The sequence below is a fragment of the Brevundimonas sp. Root608 genome (genome assembly GCF_001427825.1).
Taxonomy (GTDB): Bacteria; Pseudomonadota; Alphaproteobacteria; order Caulobacterales; family Caulobacteraceae; genus Brevundimonas.
On sequence record NZ_LMGT01000004.1, the window covers coordinates 107,916 to 122,968 of the forward strand.

Sequence of the window (15,053 nt, forward strand, 5' to 3'; positions counted from 1 at the left end):
CCCGCATGACGATGCGTCTGATCCTGCTGCTGTTGACCGTCTTCGGCCTGTGCGCGGCGACCCCGGTCGAGGCCCAGCATCGCGCGCCGCCGCGCGGCCAGGCCGAGGCGTGCGACGCCGACCCCATCGAATGGGCCGGGCCGGCCCTCGCCAACAGCCTGTCGTGGCAGCGCATGGAATGGGCCCCCTTCGGCCCGACCGAGTACGGCTGGGAGACCTATCTGCCGCTGATCCAGCGGGAGCTTGGCACCGACTGCGCGCCGAACTCGCCGGTGTTCGCGCGGCGGCTGGCGGAGTTCCAGATCGGGCATGGCCTGCCGCCGACCGGCTGGTTCGACGCGGCGACCTTCCAGACCTTCCGCGGCCTGTGGCAGGAGCGGCGGCCCTTCATCATGGCGCGGGTGCGCGACGAACCCTGCCCGGATCCGCCGCCCTTGTACCAGTTGGGCTATCTGGTCGAATCGGAAGAGCACGCCGACCGCCTGACGCGGCTGCTGCGCCGCGACGTGCTGGACGCCTATCGCCGCCTGGTCCAGGCCGCGCGCGCCGAGGTTCCCGAGGTCGCCCACGATCCCGAACTGCTGCAGATCTTTTCCGGCTTCCGCGATCCCGAGGCGGACGCGGCCCGCTGCGCGGCGGCGGGCAATTGCGACGGGCTGAGGCGCGCCGTCTGCTCGCCGCACCGGACCGGGACGGCGGTGGACCTCTATGTCGGCCAGCTGGCGGATCTGGGGGTCGACAACACCTCGCCGGCCAGTCGGCTGCACATGGCGCGGAGCCCGACCTACCGCTGGCTGGTCAAGAATGCGGGCCGGTTCGGCTTCACCCCCTATGTCTACGAGCCCTGGCACTGGGAGTGGGTCAGCCCGACCGGTGGCTACGCCGGCCCATGATCCGCCTGTTGACGGTCGCGGAGCGGGCGCTGGCGGAACAGGCGTTCGGCGACAGCCTGGACCTCCGCAGCATCCGCTTCCTGCACTCTCCCTGGCCGTTCGACCGGGCCTTTGTGGCCGGACGCTGGTTCGGGCGGGACTGGATCGTCTGGCCGGGGCGGACGCTGCCACGCGACATCGCCGCAGCCCCGTTGCGGCTGCAGGCGACCTTCATTCACGAACTGACCCACGTCTGGCAGGCGCAGCAGGGCGTGAATCTGCTGACCGGCAAGCTCAGGGCCGGCGACCGGCCCTCGTCCTATGAATATCCGGTCGGCATGGATTGCGCCTGGGGCGATCTGAACATCGAACAGCAGGCGATGGTGGTGGAGCATCGCTTCCGCCTGATCCGCGGACAGCGCACCCCGGCCGACCAGGCCTTCTACGACCGCATCTGCCCGATCGGCCCCCGGAGGGAGGAACCGCGGTCCTGACCGACGGTTTCAGAACGCGGCCCCTTGCAGAGACGTCCTGATATCCCACATCAGGCACAGACACTGTTGCGGAACAGAGTCGTGTTGTCATCATGGGAGGGTTTCATGCCCCGGATTCTCGTTCTCTATCACTCCACCTACGGCCATATCGAAACCCTGGCGGAGGCCGTCGCCGAAGGCGCGCGGTCGGTCGAGGGCGCGGTGGTGGACATCAAGCGCGTGCCCGAACTGGTGCCGGACGAACTGGCCAGGGCCAGCGGCTACAAGCTCGATCAGGCCGCCCCGATCGCCGCGGTGGCCGATCTGGAGACCTATGACGCCGTGATCGTCGGCGCGGGCACCCGCTTCGGCACGGCGGCGTCCCAGATGCGCAACTTCTGGGACCAGACCGGCGGCGTGTGGATGAAGGGCGCTCTGGTCGGCAAGGTCGGTTCGGCCTTCACCTCGACCGCGACCCAGCACGGCGGGCAGGAAACCACCCTCATCGGCCTGATCCAGACCCTGTTGCACCACGGCATGCTGGTCGCGGGGCTGCCGTATGCGTGGGCCGGACAGTCGCGCATCGACGAGATGACCGGCGGCTCGCCCTACGGCGCCACCACCATCACCGGCGGCGACGGATCGCGCATGCCCAGCGCCAACGAACTCGAAGGCGCACGCTGGCAGGGCCGCTATGTCGCCGAGACGGCGAAGAAGCTGGTGGCTTGATGCGCCAGCCCGCGATCTTCTTCGGTCACGGCTCGCCTATGAACGCCCTGGGCGGTCCCTGTGCGGACGTCTGGCGCGAGGTCGGGGCGTCGATCGGCAAGCCGAAAGGCGTGGTCATGGTCTCGGCCCATTGGGAAACCGACGGGCTGGGCGTGACGGCTCAGGCGCGGCCGGAAACCATTCATGACTTCGGCGGCTTTCCCGACGCCCTCCATGCCATGCAATATCCGGCGCCCGGCTCGCCGGAGCTGGCGGCGCGTGTCTCTGACCTGACCGGGGCGACGCCGACGACGCAGTGGGGGCTGGATCACGGAACCTGGTCGGTGCTGGCCCACGTCTGGCCCGAGGCCGACGTGCCGGTGGTGCAGCTGTCGCTGAACCGCCGGCTGGATGCCCAGGGCCATTTCGACCTGGCGCGTCGGCTCTCGGCCCTGCGGGACGAGGATGTGGTGATCGCCGGTTCGGGTGACTTCGTCCACAATCTGCGGACCTGGAAGCGGACCGGCGGCGAGGCCTACCCCTGGGCCTCGGGCTTCAATGAGGCGGTCAAGTCGGCCCTGATGCGGGGCGATGACGCCGCCCTGATCGACTGGGTCGGCCTGGCCGAGGACGCGCAGATGAGCGTGCCGACCGACGAACACTATCTGCCGCTGCTCTACGTCGCCGCCCAGCGGCTGCCGGGCGACGAGGTCAGCTTCTTCAACGACGTCATCGAGGGCGGTTCGATCTCGATGACGGGCGTGCGGATCGGTCAGACGTAGGGTTTTTTCCGCATCGCCGCGTCGATGCTCCACGGCCCCGGACCCGCGGCCATCAGATACAGGAAGACGAAGCAGTAGAGGGCGATGGTCTCCCCGCCGTTGAGGATGGGGAAGGGGCTCTGCAGGCCGTGAATCGCCCAGTAGCCGACGGCGCAGAAGCCGGCCGCGAGGAAGGCGGCCGGTCGGGTGAACAGGCCGAGGGTCAGCAGCAGACCCAGAGCCAGCTCGAACGGACCCGACAGGCCGGCGAGGCTCAGGCCGGGCGGCGGCACGCCTTCGACGGCCGGAAAGCCCAGCACCTTGGCCGTGCCGTGTTCCAGCAACAGCAGGCCGGACACGATGCGCAGGACGCTGAGAAGCTGCGGCTGATACCGCGCGACTGAATCGAACATGAAACCCTCCTTCTGATACCGACAGACTGGAACAGAGGCTGTGTCAGTTCAACGGTGAAATTCAGGCGGCCTTGTCGACCTCCGCCATCTGCTGGATGCGGACGTAGTCGGTCTTGCCGGTGCCGAGGACGGGCACCTCGACGACGCGCAGGATCTTCTTGGGCACGGCCAGTTCGGGGGCGCCGTGGCTGCGGGCCCATTCGGCCAGGCGCGCGACGTCGGCGTCCTTGCGGTCGGTGACCAGCACCAGCTTCTCGCCCTTGCGGCTGTCGGGGATGGAGACGACGGCGTGGCGCGCGTCGGGCCAGACCGCGCTGGCCAGCCCCTCCACTGCAGTCAGGGACACCATCTCGCCGCCGATCTTGGCGAACCGTTTCACCCGGCCGAGGATCGAGACGTAGCCGTCCTTGTCGATGTCGACGATATCGCCCGTGTCATGCCAGCCCCCCGCCAGCGGGTCGATGGACAGCGGATCGTCGGCCGAGAGGTAGCCCCGCATGACGTTGGGGCCGCGCAGATACAGCCGGCCGCCCTCGGGAATCCCCTCGACGGGGTCGATGCGCCATTCGAGGCCAGGCATCATCTGGCCGACGGTGCCGGGGCGGTTGCGGTCAGGATGGTTCACGGCCACCACCGGCGCGGCTTCGGTGGCGCCATAGCCTTCCAGCAGCTTCAGGCCATGGAAGCGGGTGTTGAACAGATGGTGGGTCTCGTCGCGCACGCGTTCGGCCCCGGCGACGACGAACTTCAGGGTGGCGAAGTCGTCCGCGGCGGCGACGCGGGCGTACTGGTTCAGGAAGGTGTCGGTGGCGAACAGGACCGAGGCGTTCACCTGCGGCAGGAGTTCGACGATCTGCTTGGCGTGAAGGGGCGAGGGGTACTGGAAGGCCTTCAGCCCCTGCAGGATCGGCAGCAGCACGCCTCCGGTCAATCCGAAGCAGTGGAAGGTCGGCAGCGGGTTGAACATGACCCAGTCGGGGTCCAGGTCTATGTGCTGGGCCACCTGACGGCAGTTGGCGACCAGATTCCACTGGCTCAGGACCACACCCTTGGGCGCGCCGAAGCTGCCGGAGGTGAACAGGACCACGCCCGGAGAGGAGGGTTCGGTCTTCACGCGGAAGCGTTTGGGCATCAGCCCGGCCATCAGGCCGTACAGCTTGTCCTGCAGGCCGATCGTTTCGCGCACGTCGTCCAGCCAGACGATCTCGGCGACCGTGGCCAGGTCCGCGACCAGGTCGTCCAGCTTGGCCTGGGTGATGAAGCGTTTGGCGGTGAGGACCTTCTTCACGCCTGCGGCCTTGATCGCCGCCTTGATGTTGGCCTCGCCCGAGGTGAAATTCAGCATCACCGGCACCCGGCCATGGGCGTGCAGGCCGTAATAGGTGACCACCACCCCCATGCTGGACGGCAGCAGTATGCCGACCCGCTCGGCCGGTTCGGTCATGGCGGCGATCTTGCGCCCCAGCACGAAGGCGGCGCGGATCAGGCCGGTGTAGGTGAGGGGCTTGCGGTCCTGGTCCTCCAGGATTTCCTTGTCGCCGTACTTTTCTCGGGCCGCGATCAGGGCGTCGAAAATGGTCTGCTCGCCGGCCTTCATATCCAGGGGTACGCGCAAAACCATCCTCCGTGGGCCCGGTTGGTTCCGGCCCTTTATGATGAGCGAGGCAAACTAGGGCCCTCAAGCCGCATTGAAAAGATGCGTTACGTTGCGTGAGCCCCGGGGCCGCCTTGCCTTCGCCGCGTGGAAGGACGACATAGCGGTTTCGCACAGCCCGGAGCCCGCGACGCCTTGGTCACGCTGATCGACACCCTGACGAAGACGCCGGCTGAACTGCGTCACCCGGAAAAGCAGAACCGCCCGGAAACGGCCGTGTTGAAGAAACCCGACTGGCTGCGCGTCAAGGCGCCGGGTTCGGGCCAGTACAATGCGACCCGGGCGATCGTGAAGGAGAAGGGCCTCCACACGGTCTGTGAAGAAGCCGCCTGCCCGAACATCGGCGAGTGCTGGAGCCAGAAGCACGCCACCCTGATGATCATGGGCGACACCTGCACGCGGGCCTGCGCCTTCTGCAACGTCAAGACGGGCCTGCCCCAGCCGCTCGACCCCGAAGAGCCTGCCAAGGTCGGCCTCGCCGTCCGCGAAATGGGCCTCAACCACGTCGTCATCACCAGCGTCGACCGCGATGACGTCGCCGACGGCGGCGCGGCCCATTTCGCCGAGGTGGTGCGCCAGATCCGGCTGCAGGCCCCGAACACCACCATCGAGATCCTGACGCCCGACTTCCTGCGCAAGGATGGCGCGGCCGAGGTCATGATCGACGCCACGCCGGACGTCTTCAACCACAACCTCGAGACCGTGCCGCGGCTGTATCTGAAGATCCGCCCCGGGGCCCGCTATTTCCACAGCCTGCGCCTGCTGCAGATGGTCAAGGAGCGCGACCCCAACCAGTTCACCAAGTCCGGCATCATGGTCGGCCTGGGCGAGACTCGCGAAGAGGTCATGCAGGTGATGGACGACATGCGCTCGGCCGGCGTCGATTTCATCACCATCGGCCAGTATCTGCAGCCGACCCGCAAGCATGCCGCGATCGACCGTTTCGTCACCCCGGACGAGTTCAAGGCCTATGAGGCCATCGCCCGGGCCAAGGGATTCCTGATGGTCTCGTCGTCGCCGCTGACCCGCAGCTCTCACCACGCGGGAGATGATTTCGCGCGCCTCAGGGCCGCGCGTCTGGCCCAGACCGGACGCTGAGCCGCGTTTGGCCGTTCACCGCGTCACCAAGATCCTGCCGTACACGCCGGACCAGTTGGCCGCGCTGGTCGCGGATGTGCGCGCCTATCCCGAGTTCGTGCCATGGGTGACCGGGATGCGGACCTGGAGCCCGCGCGAGGAGGCACCCGGCGTCTCCGTTCTGGACGCGGAGGCGGCGGTCGGCTTTTCCTTCCTCAAGGAGCGGTTCTCGACCTGGGTGCGGCATGACCGGAACCGCGACAGGGTCGAGGTCGGCCTGCTGCGCGGACCGTTCAGACACCTGAACAACCGCTGGGAGTTCTTCCCCGATCCCAAGGGAACGCGGGTCGAGTTCTTCATCGATTTCGCCTTCAAGTCGCGGCTGCTGGACGGGGTTCTGCACGCCAATTTCGATCGCGCCGTGAACAAGCTGATGGCCTGTTTCGAGGCGCGGGCGGCGGCGCTCTACGGCCCGAAGGCATGAGCTTCGACTTCGACGCGACGGTGGTGGGCGCCGGCGCGGTCGGCCTGGCCTGCGGACGGGCGCTGGCGAAGCGGGGCCTGTCGGTGCTGGTGCTTGAAAAAGAGCCTCACATTGGCCAGGGCGTTTCCTCGCGCAATTCCGAGGTCATCCACGGCGGCCTCTACTATCCGACGGGCTCGCTGAAGGCGCGGTTCTGCGTTGGAGGCCGGCGGCTGCTCTACGCCTTCCTGGAGAGCCACAAGATCGACTACCGCAAATGCGGCAAGCTGGTCGTGGCCACCGAGGAGGCGGAGGTCGCGCGGATCGAGGCCATCTTCGAACAGGGGGTCGCCAACGAGGTCGAGGCGCTGGATCATTTGACCGGAGCCCAGGCGAGGGCGCTGGAGCCGGGGCTGAACGCCCACGCCGCCATCCTGTCGCCCGAGAGCGGCGTGTTCGACAGCCACGGCTATATGCTGGCCCTGCAGGGCGAGATCGAGGATGCGGGCGGCTCGGTCGTCGTTTCCACGCCGTTCGAACGCGCCGGACCGGCGTCCGGCGGCGGCTTCACCCTCACCACGGGCGGGGAGGAGGGGACGAGGCTGACGACGCGCCTGCTGGTCACCGCGCCGGGCCTTGGCGCCCAGGCGGTCGCGGCCCGGATCGAAGGCTATCCCGCCGACCGCATTCCCGCCGGCCATTTCGGCAAGGGCGTCTATTTCCGCCTGACCGGCAAGGCGCCGTTCGAACGGTTGATCTATCCCCCGCCGATCCCGGGCGCCCTGGGCACCCACTACCGCAAGGATCTGGGCGGACAGGCCGTGTTCGGGCCGGACCTCGTCTATGTCGAGACCGAGGACTATGCGGTCGACGCCGCCAAGGCCGCCGAGTTCGAGGGCTATGTCCGCCGCTTCTGGCCCGGCCTGCCCGACGGCGCCCTGACCCCCGACTACGCCGGCATCCGGCCCAAGCTGCACGGGCCGGGCGAGCCGCAGCCGGATTTCCAGCTGCACGGCCGCGAGGTCCACGGTCTCGACGGCCTCGTCGCCCTGTTCGGCATCGAAAGCCCGGGCCTGACCAGCTCCCTTGCGATCGGCGAGGCGGTCGCCGCAATGCTGGGCCATGACTGAGATCGACATCCGCGACGCCGTCGCGACCGATATCCCCCCGCTGCACAGGCTGATCGAGAGCGCCTATCGCGGCGAGGCCTCGCGCGCCGGCTGGACCACGGAAGCCGACCTGCTGGACGGCCAGCGCACCGATCCGGAGGACCTGGCCGACATCCTCGCCGATCCGAAACAGGCCCTGCTGTCGGCCTGGCGCGGGGATGAACCGGTCGGCTGCGTCCTGATCGCCGAACGCGACCGGGCAATTGGCTATTTCGGCATGCTGTCCGTCAGCCCGACCTTGCAGGGCGGCGGTCTCGGCCGCCGGCTGGTCGAGGCCGCCCACGCCGCGCTGGCGGATCGCTTCGGGGCCAGACGGGTGCGAATCTCGGTGTTTCCGCAGCGCAAGACCCTGATCGCCTGGTACGAGCGGCTGGGCTATCGCCTCACCGGGGAGACCCTGCCGTTCCCCTATGGCAATCCCCGGTTCGGCCTGCCGCGGCGTGACGATCTGCACTTCGTCGTCATGGAACGCGCCCTGGATTGAGCGCCGCCGCGACATGCCTTGAAATCGCCCGCGGCTTCATGCATAAGCCCGCCCTCGCTGGCGGCTCTTTTCGGGCCGCCGCTGTTGTTTTCGCGCTCCTGCAGCGCCGACTAAGAAGATTGAGACGGACATGGCCGTTCCGAAGCGCAAAGTATCGCCCTCGCGTCGCAACATGCGCCGCGCCCACGACTCGCTGGGGACCAACCCCTACACCGAGGACAAGGACACGGGCGAGCTGCGCCGCTCGCACCACATCGACCTGAAGACCGGCACCTATCGCGGCCGTCAGGTTCTGACGCCCAAGGAAGACTAGGACCCTGGAAGCTTGTCATCCCGGCCAACGGAGCGCGAAGCGCGCAGGCCGAGCCGGGAGGGTTGACTGAATGACGGCGCGCGGTTCACCGCGCGCCGTTTTCGTGCGTCTATGCGGCTCCTCGATGAAACGGAGCCTGTGCATGATCCGCCTTGTCACCGCCGCCGCGTCGCTGATGCTGCTCGCCGCCTGCAACGCCCCCGAAACGGCTGAAAGTCCTGCCGCGGAGGCTCCGGTCCCGCCGGCGACTCCGGCGGCGGACCCGAACGCCCTGACCGCCGAGGGGTTCGGCCCCCTGCGCATCGGCATGACCAGGGCCGAGGTCGAGGCGGCGCTGGGCCCCGACAGCGACCCGGCGTCGGTCGGGGGCGCGGAGCCCGAGACGTGTGACCAGTGGCGACCCGAACGTGCGCCGGACGGCCTGCTGGTCATGATCCAGGACGGCGTCCTGACCCGCATCTCGGTCGCGGCGCCGTCGACATTGAAGACGGATCGCGGTTTCGGCGTGGGCGACCCGTCTGTGGCGATCAAGGCGGCCTACGGCGCCCGGGCGGTGTCGGAGCCCCACAAATATTCGCCTGCCCCCGCCGAAGACATCTTCGTCTGGGCCTCCGGCGGCCCCGCCACGCCCCATGCCTATGTCCAGGACGCGGCGGCGCGCGGCGTTCGCTACGAGATCGACAGCACGGGCAAGGTCGGCATCGTCCATGTGGGCGGGCCGGCGATCCAGATGGTCGAAGGGTGCTCCTGATCCCCGAGGCCTGACGGTTGGCGATTCGGCGGGGGTTGGGCTAAACCCCGCCGACTTCCCTGACAGCAGAGCGCTCCCATGACCGACATCGCCGACATCGTCGCCCGCCAGATTCTCGACAGCCGCGGCAATCCGACGGTCGAGGTCGATGTGATCCTCGATGACGGCAGCTTCGGCCGGGCGGCCGTGCCCTCGGGCGCCTCCACCGGCGCGCACGAGGCCGTCGAGCTGCGCGACGGCGACAAGGACCTGTGGGGCGGCAAGGGCGTCGGCAAGGCCGTCGACAACGTCAACGGCGAGATCTTCGACGCCCTGTCCGGCATGGACGCCGAAGACCAGCGCCGCATCGACGAGGCCCTGATCGCGCTGGACGGCACCGAGAACAAGGGCCGCCTCGGCGCCAACGCCATCCTCGGCGTATCGCTGGCCTGCGCCAAGGCCAGCGCCATCTCGTCAGGCCTGCCGCTGCACCGCTACCTCGGCGGCGTCTCGGCCCGCATCCTGCCGACGCCGATGATGAACATCATCAACGGCGGCGCCCACGCCGACAATCCGATCGACATCCAGGAGTTCATGATCCTGCCGACGGGCGCCGAGAGCTTCTCGGAAGCCCTGCGCATGGGCTCGGAAATCTTCCACGCCCTGCGCCAGCAGCTGAAGGACGCCGGTCACAACACCAACGTCGGCGACGAGGGCGGCTTCGCCCCCAACCTGGCCTCGGCCGAGGAGGCGCTGAGCTTCATCACCCGGGCGGGACAGGCGGCCGGCTATCTGGCCGGCGAGGACTTCCACCTCGGCCTCGACGTGGCGGCCACGGAATTCTTCAAGGACGGCAAATACGTCATGGCCGGGGAGGGCAAGACCCTCGAGGCCGAGGCCATGGTCAACTATCTCGCCGACCTGTGCGAACGCTTCCCGATCGTGTCGATCGAGGACGGCTGCGCGGAAGATGATTTCGACGGATGGCGGATGCTGACCGAGCGGCTGGGCGACCGCTGCCAGATCGTCGGCGACGACCTGTTCGTCACCAATCCGGCCCGACTGGCCGCCGGCATCGGCGAGGGCCTGGCCAACTCCATCCTCGTGAAGGTCAACCAGATCGGCACCTTGTCGGAGACTCTTGACGCCGTGGATATGGCGCATCGGGCGGGCTACACCGCCGTGATGAGCCACCGGTCGGGCGAAACCGAGGACGCCACCATCGCCGACCTGGCCGTCGCCACCAACTGCGGGCAGATCAAGACCGGCTCGCTGGCCCGCTCCGACCGCACGGCCAAATACAACCAGCTGCTCCGCATCGAGGAGATGCTGGGCGATCAGGGGGCCTATTTCGGCGACGGCATGCTGCTGAACCGGTAGGCGCCGGCTCGCAGTTTCTACGGCCAAGCTACGGTTCATTAGGCATTTTCGGTCAGACTCCTTCAATCTTGAGTCCGCGCTCAGAAGGAGCGTCCATAAGTGCCCGACCGGATGAAGCCCTATTTTCCGTCAGTGATCCTGCTGTTGCTGATCGCCTACCTGGGCGTTCAGGCCCTGACCGGGGAGCGCGGCCTGCTGAGCGGGCAGGCGCGCGACGCCATGCTGGTGCGCCGCGAGACCCAGCTGGCCGGGATCATGGAGCAGCGGCGCGACCTCGAGGTCCGCGTCCGCTATCTGCGCACCGACAGCCTGTCCCGTGATCTGCTGGAAGAGCGCGCGCGGGCCGTGCTGGGCTTCAGCGACCCGCGCGACTATGTCATCCGGGTCTCGGCCCCGGCGACGCCGAAGGCTTCCGCGCCGCGGGCGTGAACTTTCGTTACAGCTTGACCGGAGCGCTTTGCGTTTCGGGAACGAAGGCTGCTAAAGCCCCTTTCCGTAACGACAAGAGGCCCTGCATCCTGCCATTTGGCGAGGGCCCAGCCGGGAGATGACGGATGGCGAAAGCCCCCGCCGCCAAAGCTGATTCCAGCAAGGCGACAAAACTGCCCAACACGCCGACGGCGTCGAAAGAGGATCTGCTCCGCTTCTACCGCGAGATGGTCCTCATCCGCCGGTTCGAGGAGCGGGCGGGCCAGCTGTACGGCATGGGGCTGATCGGCGGCTTCTGCCACCTGTACATCGGTCAGGAAGCCGTGGCGGTCGGCGTTCAGGAGAGTGTGCGCCAGGGCCACGACAAGATCATCACCGGCTATCGCGACCACGGCCACATGCTGTGCGCGGGCATGGACCCCAAGGAGGTCATGGCCGAGCTGACCGGCCGCATCGGCGGCTCGTCCAAGGGCAAGGGCGGGTCGATGCACATGTTCGACACCGCCACCGGCTTCTACGGCGGCCACGGCATCGTGGGGGCGCAGGTCGCGCTGGGCACCGGCCTGGCCTTCGCGGGCCGATATCGCGGCGACGACTCGGTCGCGTTCATCTATTTCGGCGATGGCGCGGCCAACCAGGGCCAGGTCTATGAGAGCTTCAACATGGCCCAGCTGTGGAAGCTGCCGGCCATCTACATCATCGAGAACAACCAGTACGCCATGGGCACGAGCATCGAACGCTCGTCGTCGACGACCCAGCTCAGCGAGCGCGGCTCGAGCTTCGGCATCCCCGGCGAACAGGTCGACGGCATGGACGTGCTGGCGGTGCGCGACGCCGTGGCCCGGGCCGTCAAGCGCGCCCGCGAGGGCGGCGGGCCCTTCATCCTCGAGATGAAGACCTATCGCTATCGCGGTCATTCGATGAGCGATCCGGCCAAATACCGGGCCAAGGAAGAGGTCGACGAGGTCAAGAAGACCCGCGACCCGATCGATCACATCAAGACCCTGCTGGCCGCCGCCAGGGCGACCGAGGACGAGATCAAGGCCATCGACGCCGAGGTCAAGACCATCGTCGCCGAAGCCGTTCAATTCGCCCAGGAAAGCCCGGAGCCGGATCCGTCCGAGCTCTACACCGACGTCTATGTGGAGGCCTCAGCGTGACCGACATTCTCATGCCGGCGCTGTCGCCCACGATGGAAGAGGGCACGCTGACCAAATGGCACATCAAGGCGGGTGACACGGTGAAAGCCGGCGACGTCATCGCCGAGATCGAAACCGACAAGGCCACGATGGAGGTCGAGGCCGTCGACGAGGGCGAGGTGCTGGAAATTCTCGTGGCCGAGGGGGCCGAGAACGTGAAGGTTAACACGCCGATCGCCCGTCTGGCGGGCGAGGATTCGGCAGGGAATTCGACGACGAATTCCGCTGCGACTCCGACGACTCCGGATACGGCTCCGAAGAATTCGGAGACTGGCGCTTCCGGCGAGCCCGAGAAGGCGCCGGCGCCCGTCGCCGCGACGCCGAAGGTCGAGCTGCGCGATCCCGAGATCCCGGCCGGCGCCAAGCTGGTGAAGACCACCATCCGCGACGCCCTGCGCGACGCGATGGCCGAGGAGATGCGCCGCGACGAGGGCGTCTTCCTGATCGGCGAGGAGGTCGCCCAGTACCAGGGCGCCTACAAGGTCAGCCGCGAGCTGCTCCAGGAGTTCGGCGACAAACGCGTGGTCGACACTCCGATCACCGAGCACGGCTTCGCCGGTCTCGGCGTCGGCGCGGCCATGGCCGGGCTGAAGCCGATCGTCGAGTTCATGACCTTCAACTTCGCCATGCAGGCCATCGACCACATCATCAATTCGGCGGCCAAGACCCTCTACATGTCGGGCGGCCAGATCCGCGCCAGCATCGTCTTCCGGGGACCCAACGGCGCCGCCAGCCGCGTCGGGGCCCAGCACAGCCAGGACTATTCGGCCTGGTACGCCCAGGTGCCGGGCCTGAAGGTGATCGCCCCCTATGACGCCGCCGACGCCAAGGGGCTGATGAAGGCCGCCATCCGCGATCCCAACCCCGTCGTCTTCCTCGAGCACGAGATGATGTACGGGCTGGAGTTCGACGTGCCCGAGGTCGAGGACTGGCTGGTCCCCATCGGCAAGGCCAAGGTCCGGCGCGAGGGGACCGACGTCACCATCACGGCCCACAGCCGCATGGTCGGCTTCGCCCTTCAGGCGGCCGAGAAGCTGGCGGAGGAGGGCATCTCCTGCGAGGTCGTCGACCTGCGCACGCTGCGCCCGCTGGATCACGAAACCATCGTCGAGAGCGTCAGGAAGACCAGCCGTCTGGTCTCGGCCGAGGAAGGCTGGGGCCCCATGGGCGTGGGCGCCGAGGTCGTGGCCCGGGTGATCGAGCACGCCTTCGACTACCTCGACGCGCCGCCGCTGCGGGTCCACCAGGAGGACGTGCCTCTGCCCTACGCCGCCAATCTGGAAGCCCTGTCGCTGCCGGGCGTGGACAAGATCGTGGCCGCCGTGAAGCGGGTGATGGCATGAGCGAGAAGCCCGAGTTCCAGCTGACGACGCCGGACAGCGTCGCGGCCGACGCCGAAGCCGTCGAGATTCTGCGCATGTGGTGGTCGAAGAACGAGCCGGTGATGTCGGTCAAGCCGGCCTTCAACGATCCGGTCCAGTTCGGCCACATGCTGGCCTATGCCGCCAAACACATGGCCCACGGCTATGCGGTGCGACATGGCCATGACGAGCGTCAGGCCTACAACCGCATTCTCCAGGGCCTGTCCGACGTCATCAAGGCGGACAATGTGCAGACCGTGGCAGAACCGGTCGTCCAGTCCGGGAGCGTGCAATGACCGACATCCTGATGCCCGCCCTGTCGCCCACCATGGAAGAGGGCGTGCTGACCAAATGGCACGTCAAGGTCGGTGATGTGGTCAAGGCCGGCGACGTCATCGCCGAGATCGAGACCGACAAGGCGACCATGGAGGTCGAGGCCGTCGACGAGGGCGAGGTCACCAACATCCTCGTGGCGGAAGGCACGGAAGGCGTGAAGGTCAATACGCCCATCGCCCGTCTGAAGGACGAGGGCGGTGCGGCCGCTCCCGCGCCGAAGGCGGCGGCTGCTCCGGCTGAAGCTCCGAAAGCTGAGCAGTCTAAGGCCGAGGCCGCTCCGGCGCCCGCCGCTGCACCCAAAGCCGCTCCGGCCAGGGCCGACGGCGAGCGCGTCTTCGCCTCGCCGCTGGCGCGCCGCATCGCCGCGCAGAACGGCGTCGATCTGAAAGCCGTCAAGGGCACCGGCCCGCACGGCCGGATCGTCAAACGCGACGTCGAAGGCGCCAAGGGCGGCGCCCAGGCTCCTGCCGCATCGACCGCCCCGGCTCCGGCCGGCGAGGTCCGCAAGGTCCAGTCCCTGGCCCAGATGGGCATTCCGGACGGCAGCTACGACCTGATCCCGCTGGACGGCATGCGCAAGGCCATCGCCCGCCGCCTGACCGACAGCTTCCGCGACGTGCCGCATTTCCCGCTGACCATCGACTGCGAGATCGACGGCCTGCTGGCCTCGCGCGCCCGGGTCAACGCCATGCTCGAGAAATCGGGCGTGAAGGTCTCGGTCAACGACTTCGTCATCAAGGCCTCGGCCATGGCGCTGAAGGCCGTGCCCGAAGCCAACGCCAGCTATTCGCCTGAAGGCATCGCCATGCACCACCACGCCGACGTGGCCATGGCGGTGGCGATCGACGGCGGCCTGATCACCCCGATCATCCGCGCGGCCGAGACCAAGTCCCTGTCGCAGATCGCAACCGAGTCCAAGGACCTGGCCAAGCGCGCCCGCGACCGCAAGCTGAAGCCCGAGGAATTCCAGGGCGGCACCTTCTCGGTCTCCAACCTCGGCATGTTCGGCATCCAGTCGTTCGCCTCGATCATCAACGAGCCCCAGGGCGCGATCATGAGCGTCGGCGCGGGCGAACAAAGGCCCGTGGTCAAGAACGGCCAGCTGGCCATCGCCACGGTGATGACCGTCACCCTGACCTGCGATCACCGCGTGGTGGACGGCGCGGTCGGCGCGCGGTTCCTGCAGGCCTTCAAGGCGATGATCGAAGATCCCGTGACGATGCTGGCCTAG

The 15,053-nt window shown here is 67.9% G+C and carries 18 protein-coding genes; 16 read left to right on the forward strand and 2 right to left on the reverse strand.

Annotated elements, in window-relative coordinates; genetic code table 11:
• The first annotated feature begins 5 nt into the window (after window positions 1–5).
• The 4 genes from ASD59_RS06815 (at window position 6) to ygiD (ending at window position 2,835) form a co-directional block, all read left to right on the forward strand.
• A complete protein-coding gene (locus ASD59_RS06815) occupies window positions 6–893 on the forward strand; it encodes a D-alanyl-D-alanine carboxypeptidase family protein (RefSeq protein ID WP_235561745.1) in 888 nt (295 codons plus the stop codon).
• A complete protein-coding gene (locus tag ASD59_RS06820; RefSeq protein WP_055830162.1) occupies window positions 890–1,366 on the forward strand; it encodes a hypothetical protein in 477 nt (158 codons plus the stop codon). Before ASD59_RS06815 ends, ASD59_RS06820 begins: the two co-directional genes overlap by 4 nt.
• A gap of 105 nt (window positions 1,367–1,471) precedes the next feature.
• Window positions 1,472–2,074 carry an NAD(P)H:quinone oxidoreductase gene (gene wrbA / locus ASD59_RS06825; protein ID WP_055830165.1) on the forward strand — a complete coding sequence of 201 codons (603 nt, stop codon included), beginning with the start codon at window positions 1,472–1,474 and terminating at the stop codon, window positions 2,072–2,074.
• Window positions 2,074–2,835 carry a 4,5-DOPA dioxygenase extradiol gene (gene ygiD, locus ASD59_RS06830; RefSeq protein WP_082560100.1) on the forward strand — a complete coding sequence of 254 codons (762 nt, stop codon included), beginning with the start codon at window positions 2,074–2,076 and terminating at the stop codon, window positions 2,833–2,835. Before wrbA ends, ygiD begins: the two co-directional genes overlap by 1 nt.
• Here ygiD and ASD59_RS06835 read toward each other — a convergent pair.
• Both ASD59_RS06835 and ASD59_RS06840 read right to left on the reverse strand, forming a co-directional pair.
• The gene (locus ASD59_RS06835) at window positions 2,826–3,227 is read right to left on the reverse strand and encodes a DoxX family protein (protein WP_055830167.1); all 402 of its coding nucleotides are present in this window, start codon (window positions 3,225–3,227) and stop codon (window positions 2,826–2,828) included. The genes ygiD and ASD59_RS06835 overlap by 10 nt on opposite strands.
• Window positions 3,228–3,288: 61 nt before the next feature.
• Window positions 3,289–4,848: an AMP-binding protein gene (locus ASD59_RS06840; RefSeq protein WP_082560101.1), complete on the reverse strand. Its 1,560-nt coding sequence runs from the start codon at window positions 4,846–4,848 to the stop codon at window positions 3,289–3,291.
• A 168-nt stretch (window positions 4,849–5,016) separates the two neighbouring features.
• Here ASD59_RS06840 and lipA point away from each other — a divergent pair, with 168 nt between their 5' ends.
• From lipA to ASD59_RS06900, 12 genes are all read left to right on the forward strand, one after another.
• Entirely contained in the window at window positions 5,017–5,979 is a 963-nt protein-coding gene (gene lipA / locus ASD59_RS06845) for a lipoyl synthase (RefSeq protein WP_055830171.1), read from the forward strand.
• A gap of 7 nt (window positions 5,980–5,986) precedes the next feature.
• Window positions 5,987–6,442: a type II toxin-antitoxin system RatA family toxin gene (locus tag ASD59_RS06850; protein WP_055830172.1), complete on the forward strand. Its 456-nt coding sequence runs from the start codon at window positions 5,987–5,989 to the stop codon at window positions 6,440–6,442.
• Window positions 6,439–7,551, forward strand: coding sequence for an NAD(P)/FAD-dependent oxidoreductase (locus ASD59_RS06855; RefSeq protein WP_055830174.1), 1,113 nt, complete (start codon window positions 6,439–6,441; stop codon window positions 7,549–7,551). Before ASD59_RS06850 ends, ASD59_RS06855 begins: the two co-directional genes overlap by 4 nt.
• Window positions 7,544–8,074 (forward strand): GNAT family N-acetyltransferase, encoded by a 531-nt coding sequence (locus tag ASD59_RS06860; RefSeq protein ID WP_055830176.1) that lies wholly within the window; start codon window positions 7,544–7,546, stop codon window positions 8,072–8,074. The genes ASD59_RS06855 and ASD59_RS06860 overlap by 8 nt, the downstream gene beginning before the upstream one ends.
• A gap of 130 nt (window positions 8,075–8,204) precedes the next feature.
• Window positions 8,205–8,387 (forward strand): 50S ribosomal protein L32, encoded by a 183-nt coding sequence (gene rpmF, locus ASD59_RS06865; protein ID WP_055830178.1) that lies wholly within the window; start codon window positions 8,205–8,207, stop codon window positions 8,385–8,387.
• Between the two features lie 142 nt (window positions 8,388–8,529).
• Entirely contained in the window at window positions 8,530–9,138 is a 609-nt protein-coding gene (locus ASD59_RS06870) for a hypothetical protein (RefSeq protein WP_055830181.1), read from the forward strand.
• Between the two features lie 78 nt (window positions 9,139–9,216).
• Window positions 9,217–10,497, forward strand: coding sequence for a phosphopyruvate hydratase (eno, locus tag ASD59_RS06875; RefSeq protein ID WP_055830182.1), 1,281 nt, complete (start codon window positions 9,217–9,219; stop codon window positions 10,495–10,497).
• A 111-nt stretch (window positions 10,498–10,608) separates the two neighbouring features.
• On the forward strand, window positions 10,609–10,926 hold the full coding sequence (locus ASD59_RS06880) for an FtsB family cell division protein (protein ID WP_055830184.1): 318 nt from the start codon (window positions 10,609–10,611) through the stop codon (window positions 10,924–10,926).
• Between the two features lie 125 nt (window positions 10,927–11,051).
• Entirely contained in the window at window positions 11,052–12,086 is a 1,035-nt protein-coding gene (gene pdhA, locus ASD59_RS06885) for a pyruvate dehydrogenase (acetyl-transferring) E1 component subunit alpha (RefSeq protein WP_055830186.1), read from the forward strand.
• Window positions 12,083–13,468: a pyruvate dehydrogenase complex E1 component subunit beta gene (locus ASD59_RS06890; RefSeq protein WP_055830189.1), complete on the forward strand. Its 1,386-nt coding sequence runs from the start codon at window positions 12,083–12,085 to the stop codon at window positions 13,466–13,468. The genes pdhA and ASD59_RS06890 overlap by 4 nt, the downstream gene beginning before the upstream one ends.
• Window positions 13,465–13,782 carry a DUF5076 domain-containing protein gene (locus ASD59_RS06895; protein WP_055830191.1) on the forward strand — a complete coding sequence of 106 codons (318 nt, stop codon included), beginning with the start codon at window positions 13,465–13,467 and terminating at the stop codon, window positions 13,780–13,782. Before ASD59_RS06890 ends, ASD59_RS06895 begins: the two co-directional genes overlap by 4 nt.
• On the forward strand, window positions 13,779–15,053 hold the full coding sequence (locus ASD59_RS06900) for a pyruvate dehydrogenase complex dihydrolipoamide acetyltransferase (protein WP_055830193.1): 1,275 nt from the start codon (window positions 13,779–13,781) through the stop codon (window positions 15,051–15,053). The genes ASD59_RS06895 and ASD59_RS06900 overlap by 4 nt, the downstream gene beginning before the upstream one ends.

Bases quoted from the DNA above. Each gene is read 5' to 3' on its own strand.
- ASD59_RS06870 (WP_055830181.1), top strand. From the start codon at position 8,530: ATGATCCGCCTTGTCACCGCCGCCGCGTCGCTGATGCTGCTCGCCGCC.
- ASD59_RS06840 (WP_082560101.1), bottom strand. From the start codon at position 4,848: ATGGTTTTGCGCGTACCCCTGGATATGAAGGCCGGCGAGCAGACCATT.
- ygiD (WP_082560100.1), top strand. From the start codon at position 2,074: ATGCGCCAGCCCGCGATCTTCTTCGGTCACGGCTCGCCTATGAACGCC.
- ASD59_RS06815 (WP_235561745.1), top strand. From the start codon at position 6: ATGACGATGCGTCTGATCCTGCTGCTGTTGACCGTCTTCGGCCTGTGC.
- ASD59_RS06895 (WP_055830191.1), top strand. From the start codon at position 13,465: ATGAGCGAGAAGCCCGAGTTCCAGCTGACGACGCCGGACAGCGTCGCG.
- ASD59_RS06820 (WP_055830162.1), top strand. From the start codon at position 890: ATGATCCGCCTGTTGACGGTCGCGGAGCGGGCGCTGGCGGAACAGGCG.
- ASD59_RS06855 (WP_055830174.1), top strand. From the start codon at position 6,439: ATGAGCTTCGACTTCGACGCGACGGTGGTGGGCGCCGGCGCGGTCGGC.
- ASD59_RS06880 (WP_055830184.1), top strand. From the start codon at position 10,609: ATGAAGCCCTATTTTCCGTCAGTGATCCTGCTGTTGCTGATCGCCTAC.
- rpmF (WP_055830178.1), top strand. From the start codon at position 8,205: ATGGCCGTTCCGAAGCGCAAAGTATCGCCCTCGCGTCGCAACATGCGC.
- ASD59_RS06835 (WP_055830167.1), bottom strand. From the start codon at position 3,227: ATGTTCGATTCAGTCGCGCGGTATCAGCCGCAGCTTCTCAGCGTCCTG.
- ASD59_RS06900 (WP_055830193.1), top strand. From the start codon at position 13,779: ATGACCGACATCCTGATGCCCGCCCTGTCGCCCACCATGGAAGAGGGC.
- wrbA (WP_055830165.1), top strand. From the start codon at position 1,472: ATGCCCCGGATTCTCGTTCTCTATCACTCCACCTACGGCCATATCGAA.
- ASD59_RS06860 (WP_055830176.1), top strand. From the start codon at position 7,544: ATGACTGAGATCGACATCCGCGACGCCGTCGCGACCGATATCCCCCCG.
- pdhA (WP_055830186.1), top strand. From the start codon at position 11,052: ATGGCGAAAGCCCCCGCCGCCAAAGCTGATTCCAGCAAGGCGACAAAA.
- eno (WP_055830182.1), top strand. From the start codon at position 9,217: ATGACCGACATCGCCGACATCGTCGCCCGCCAGATTCTCGACAGCCGC.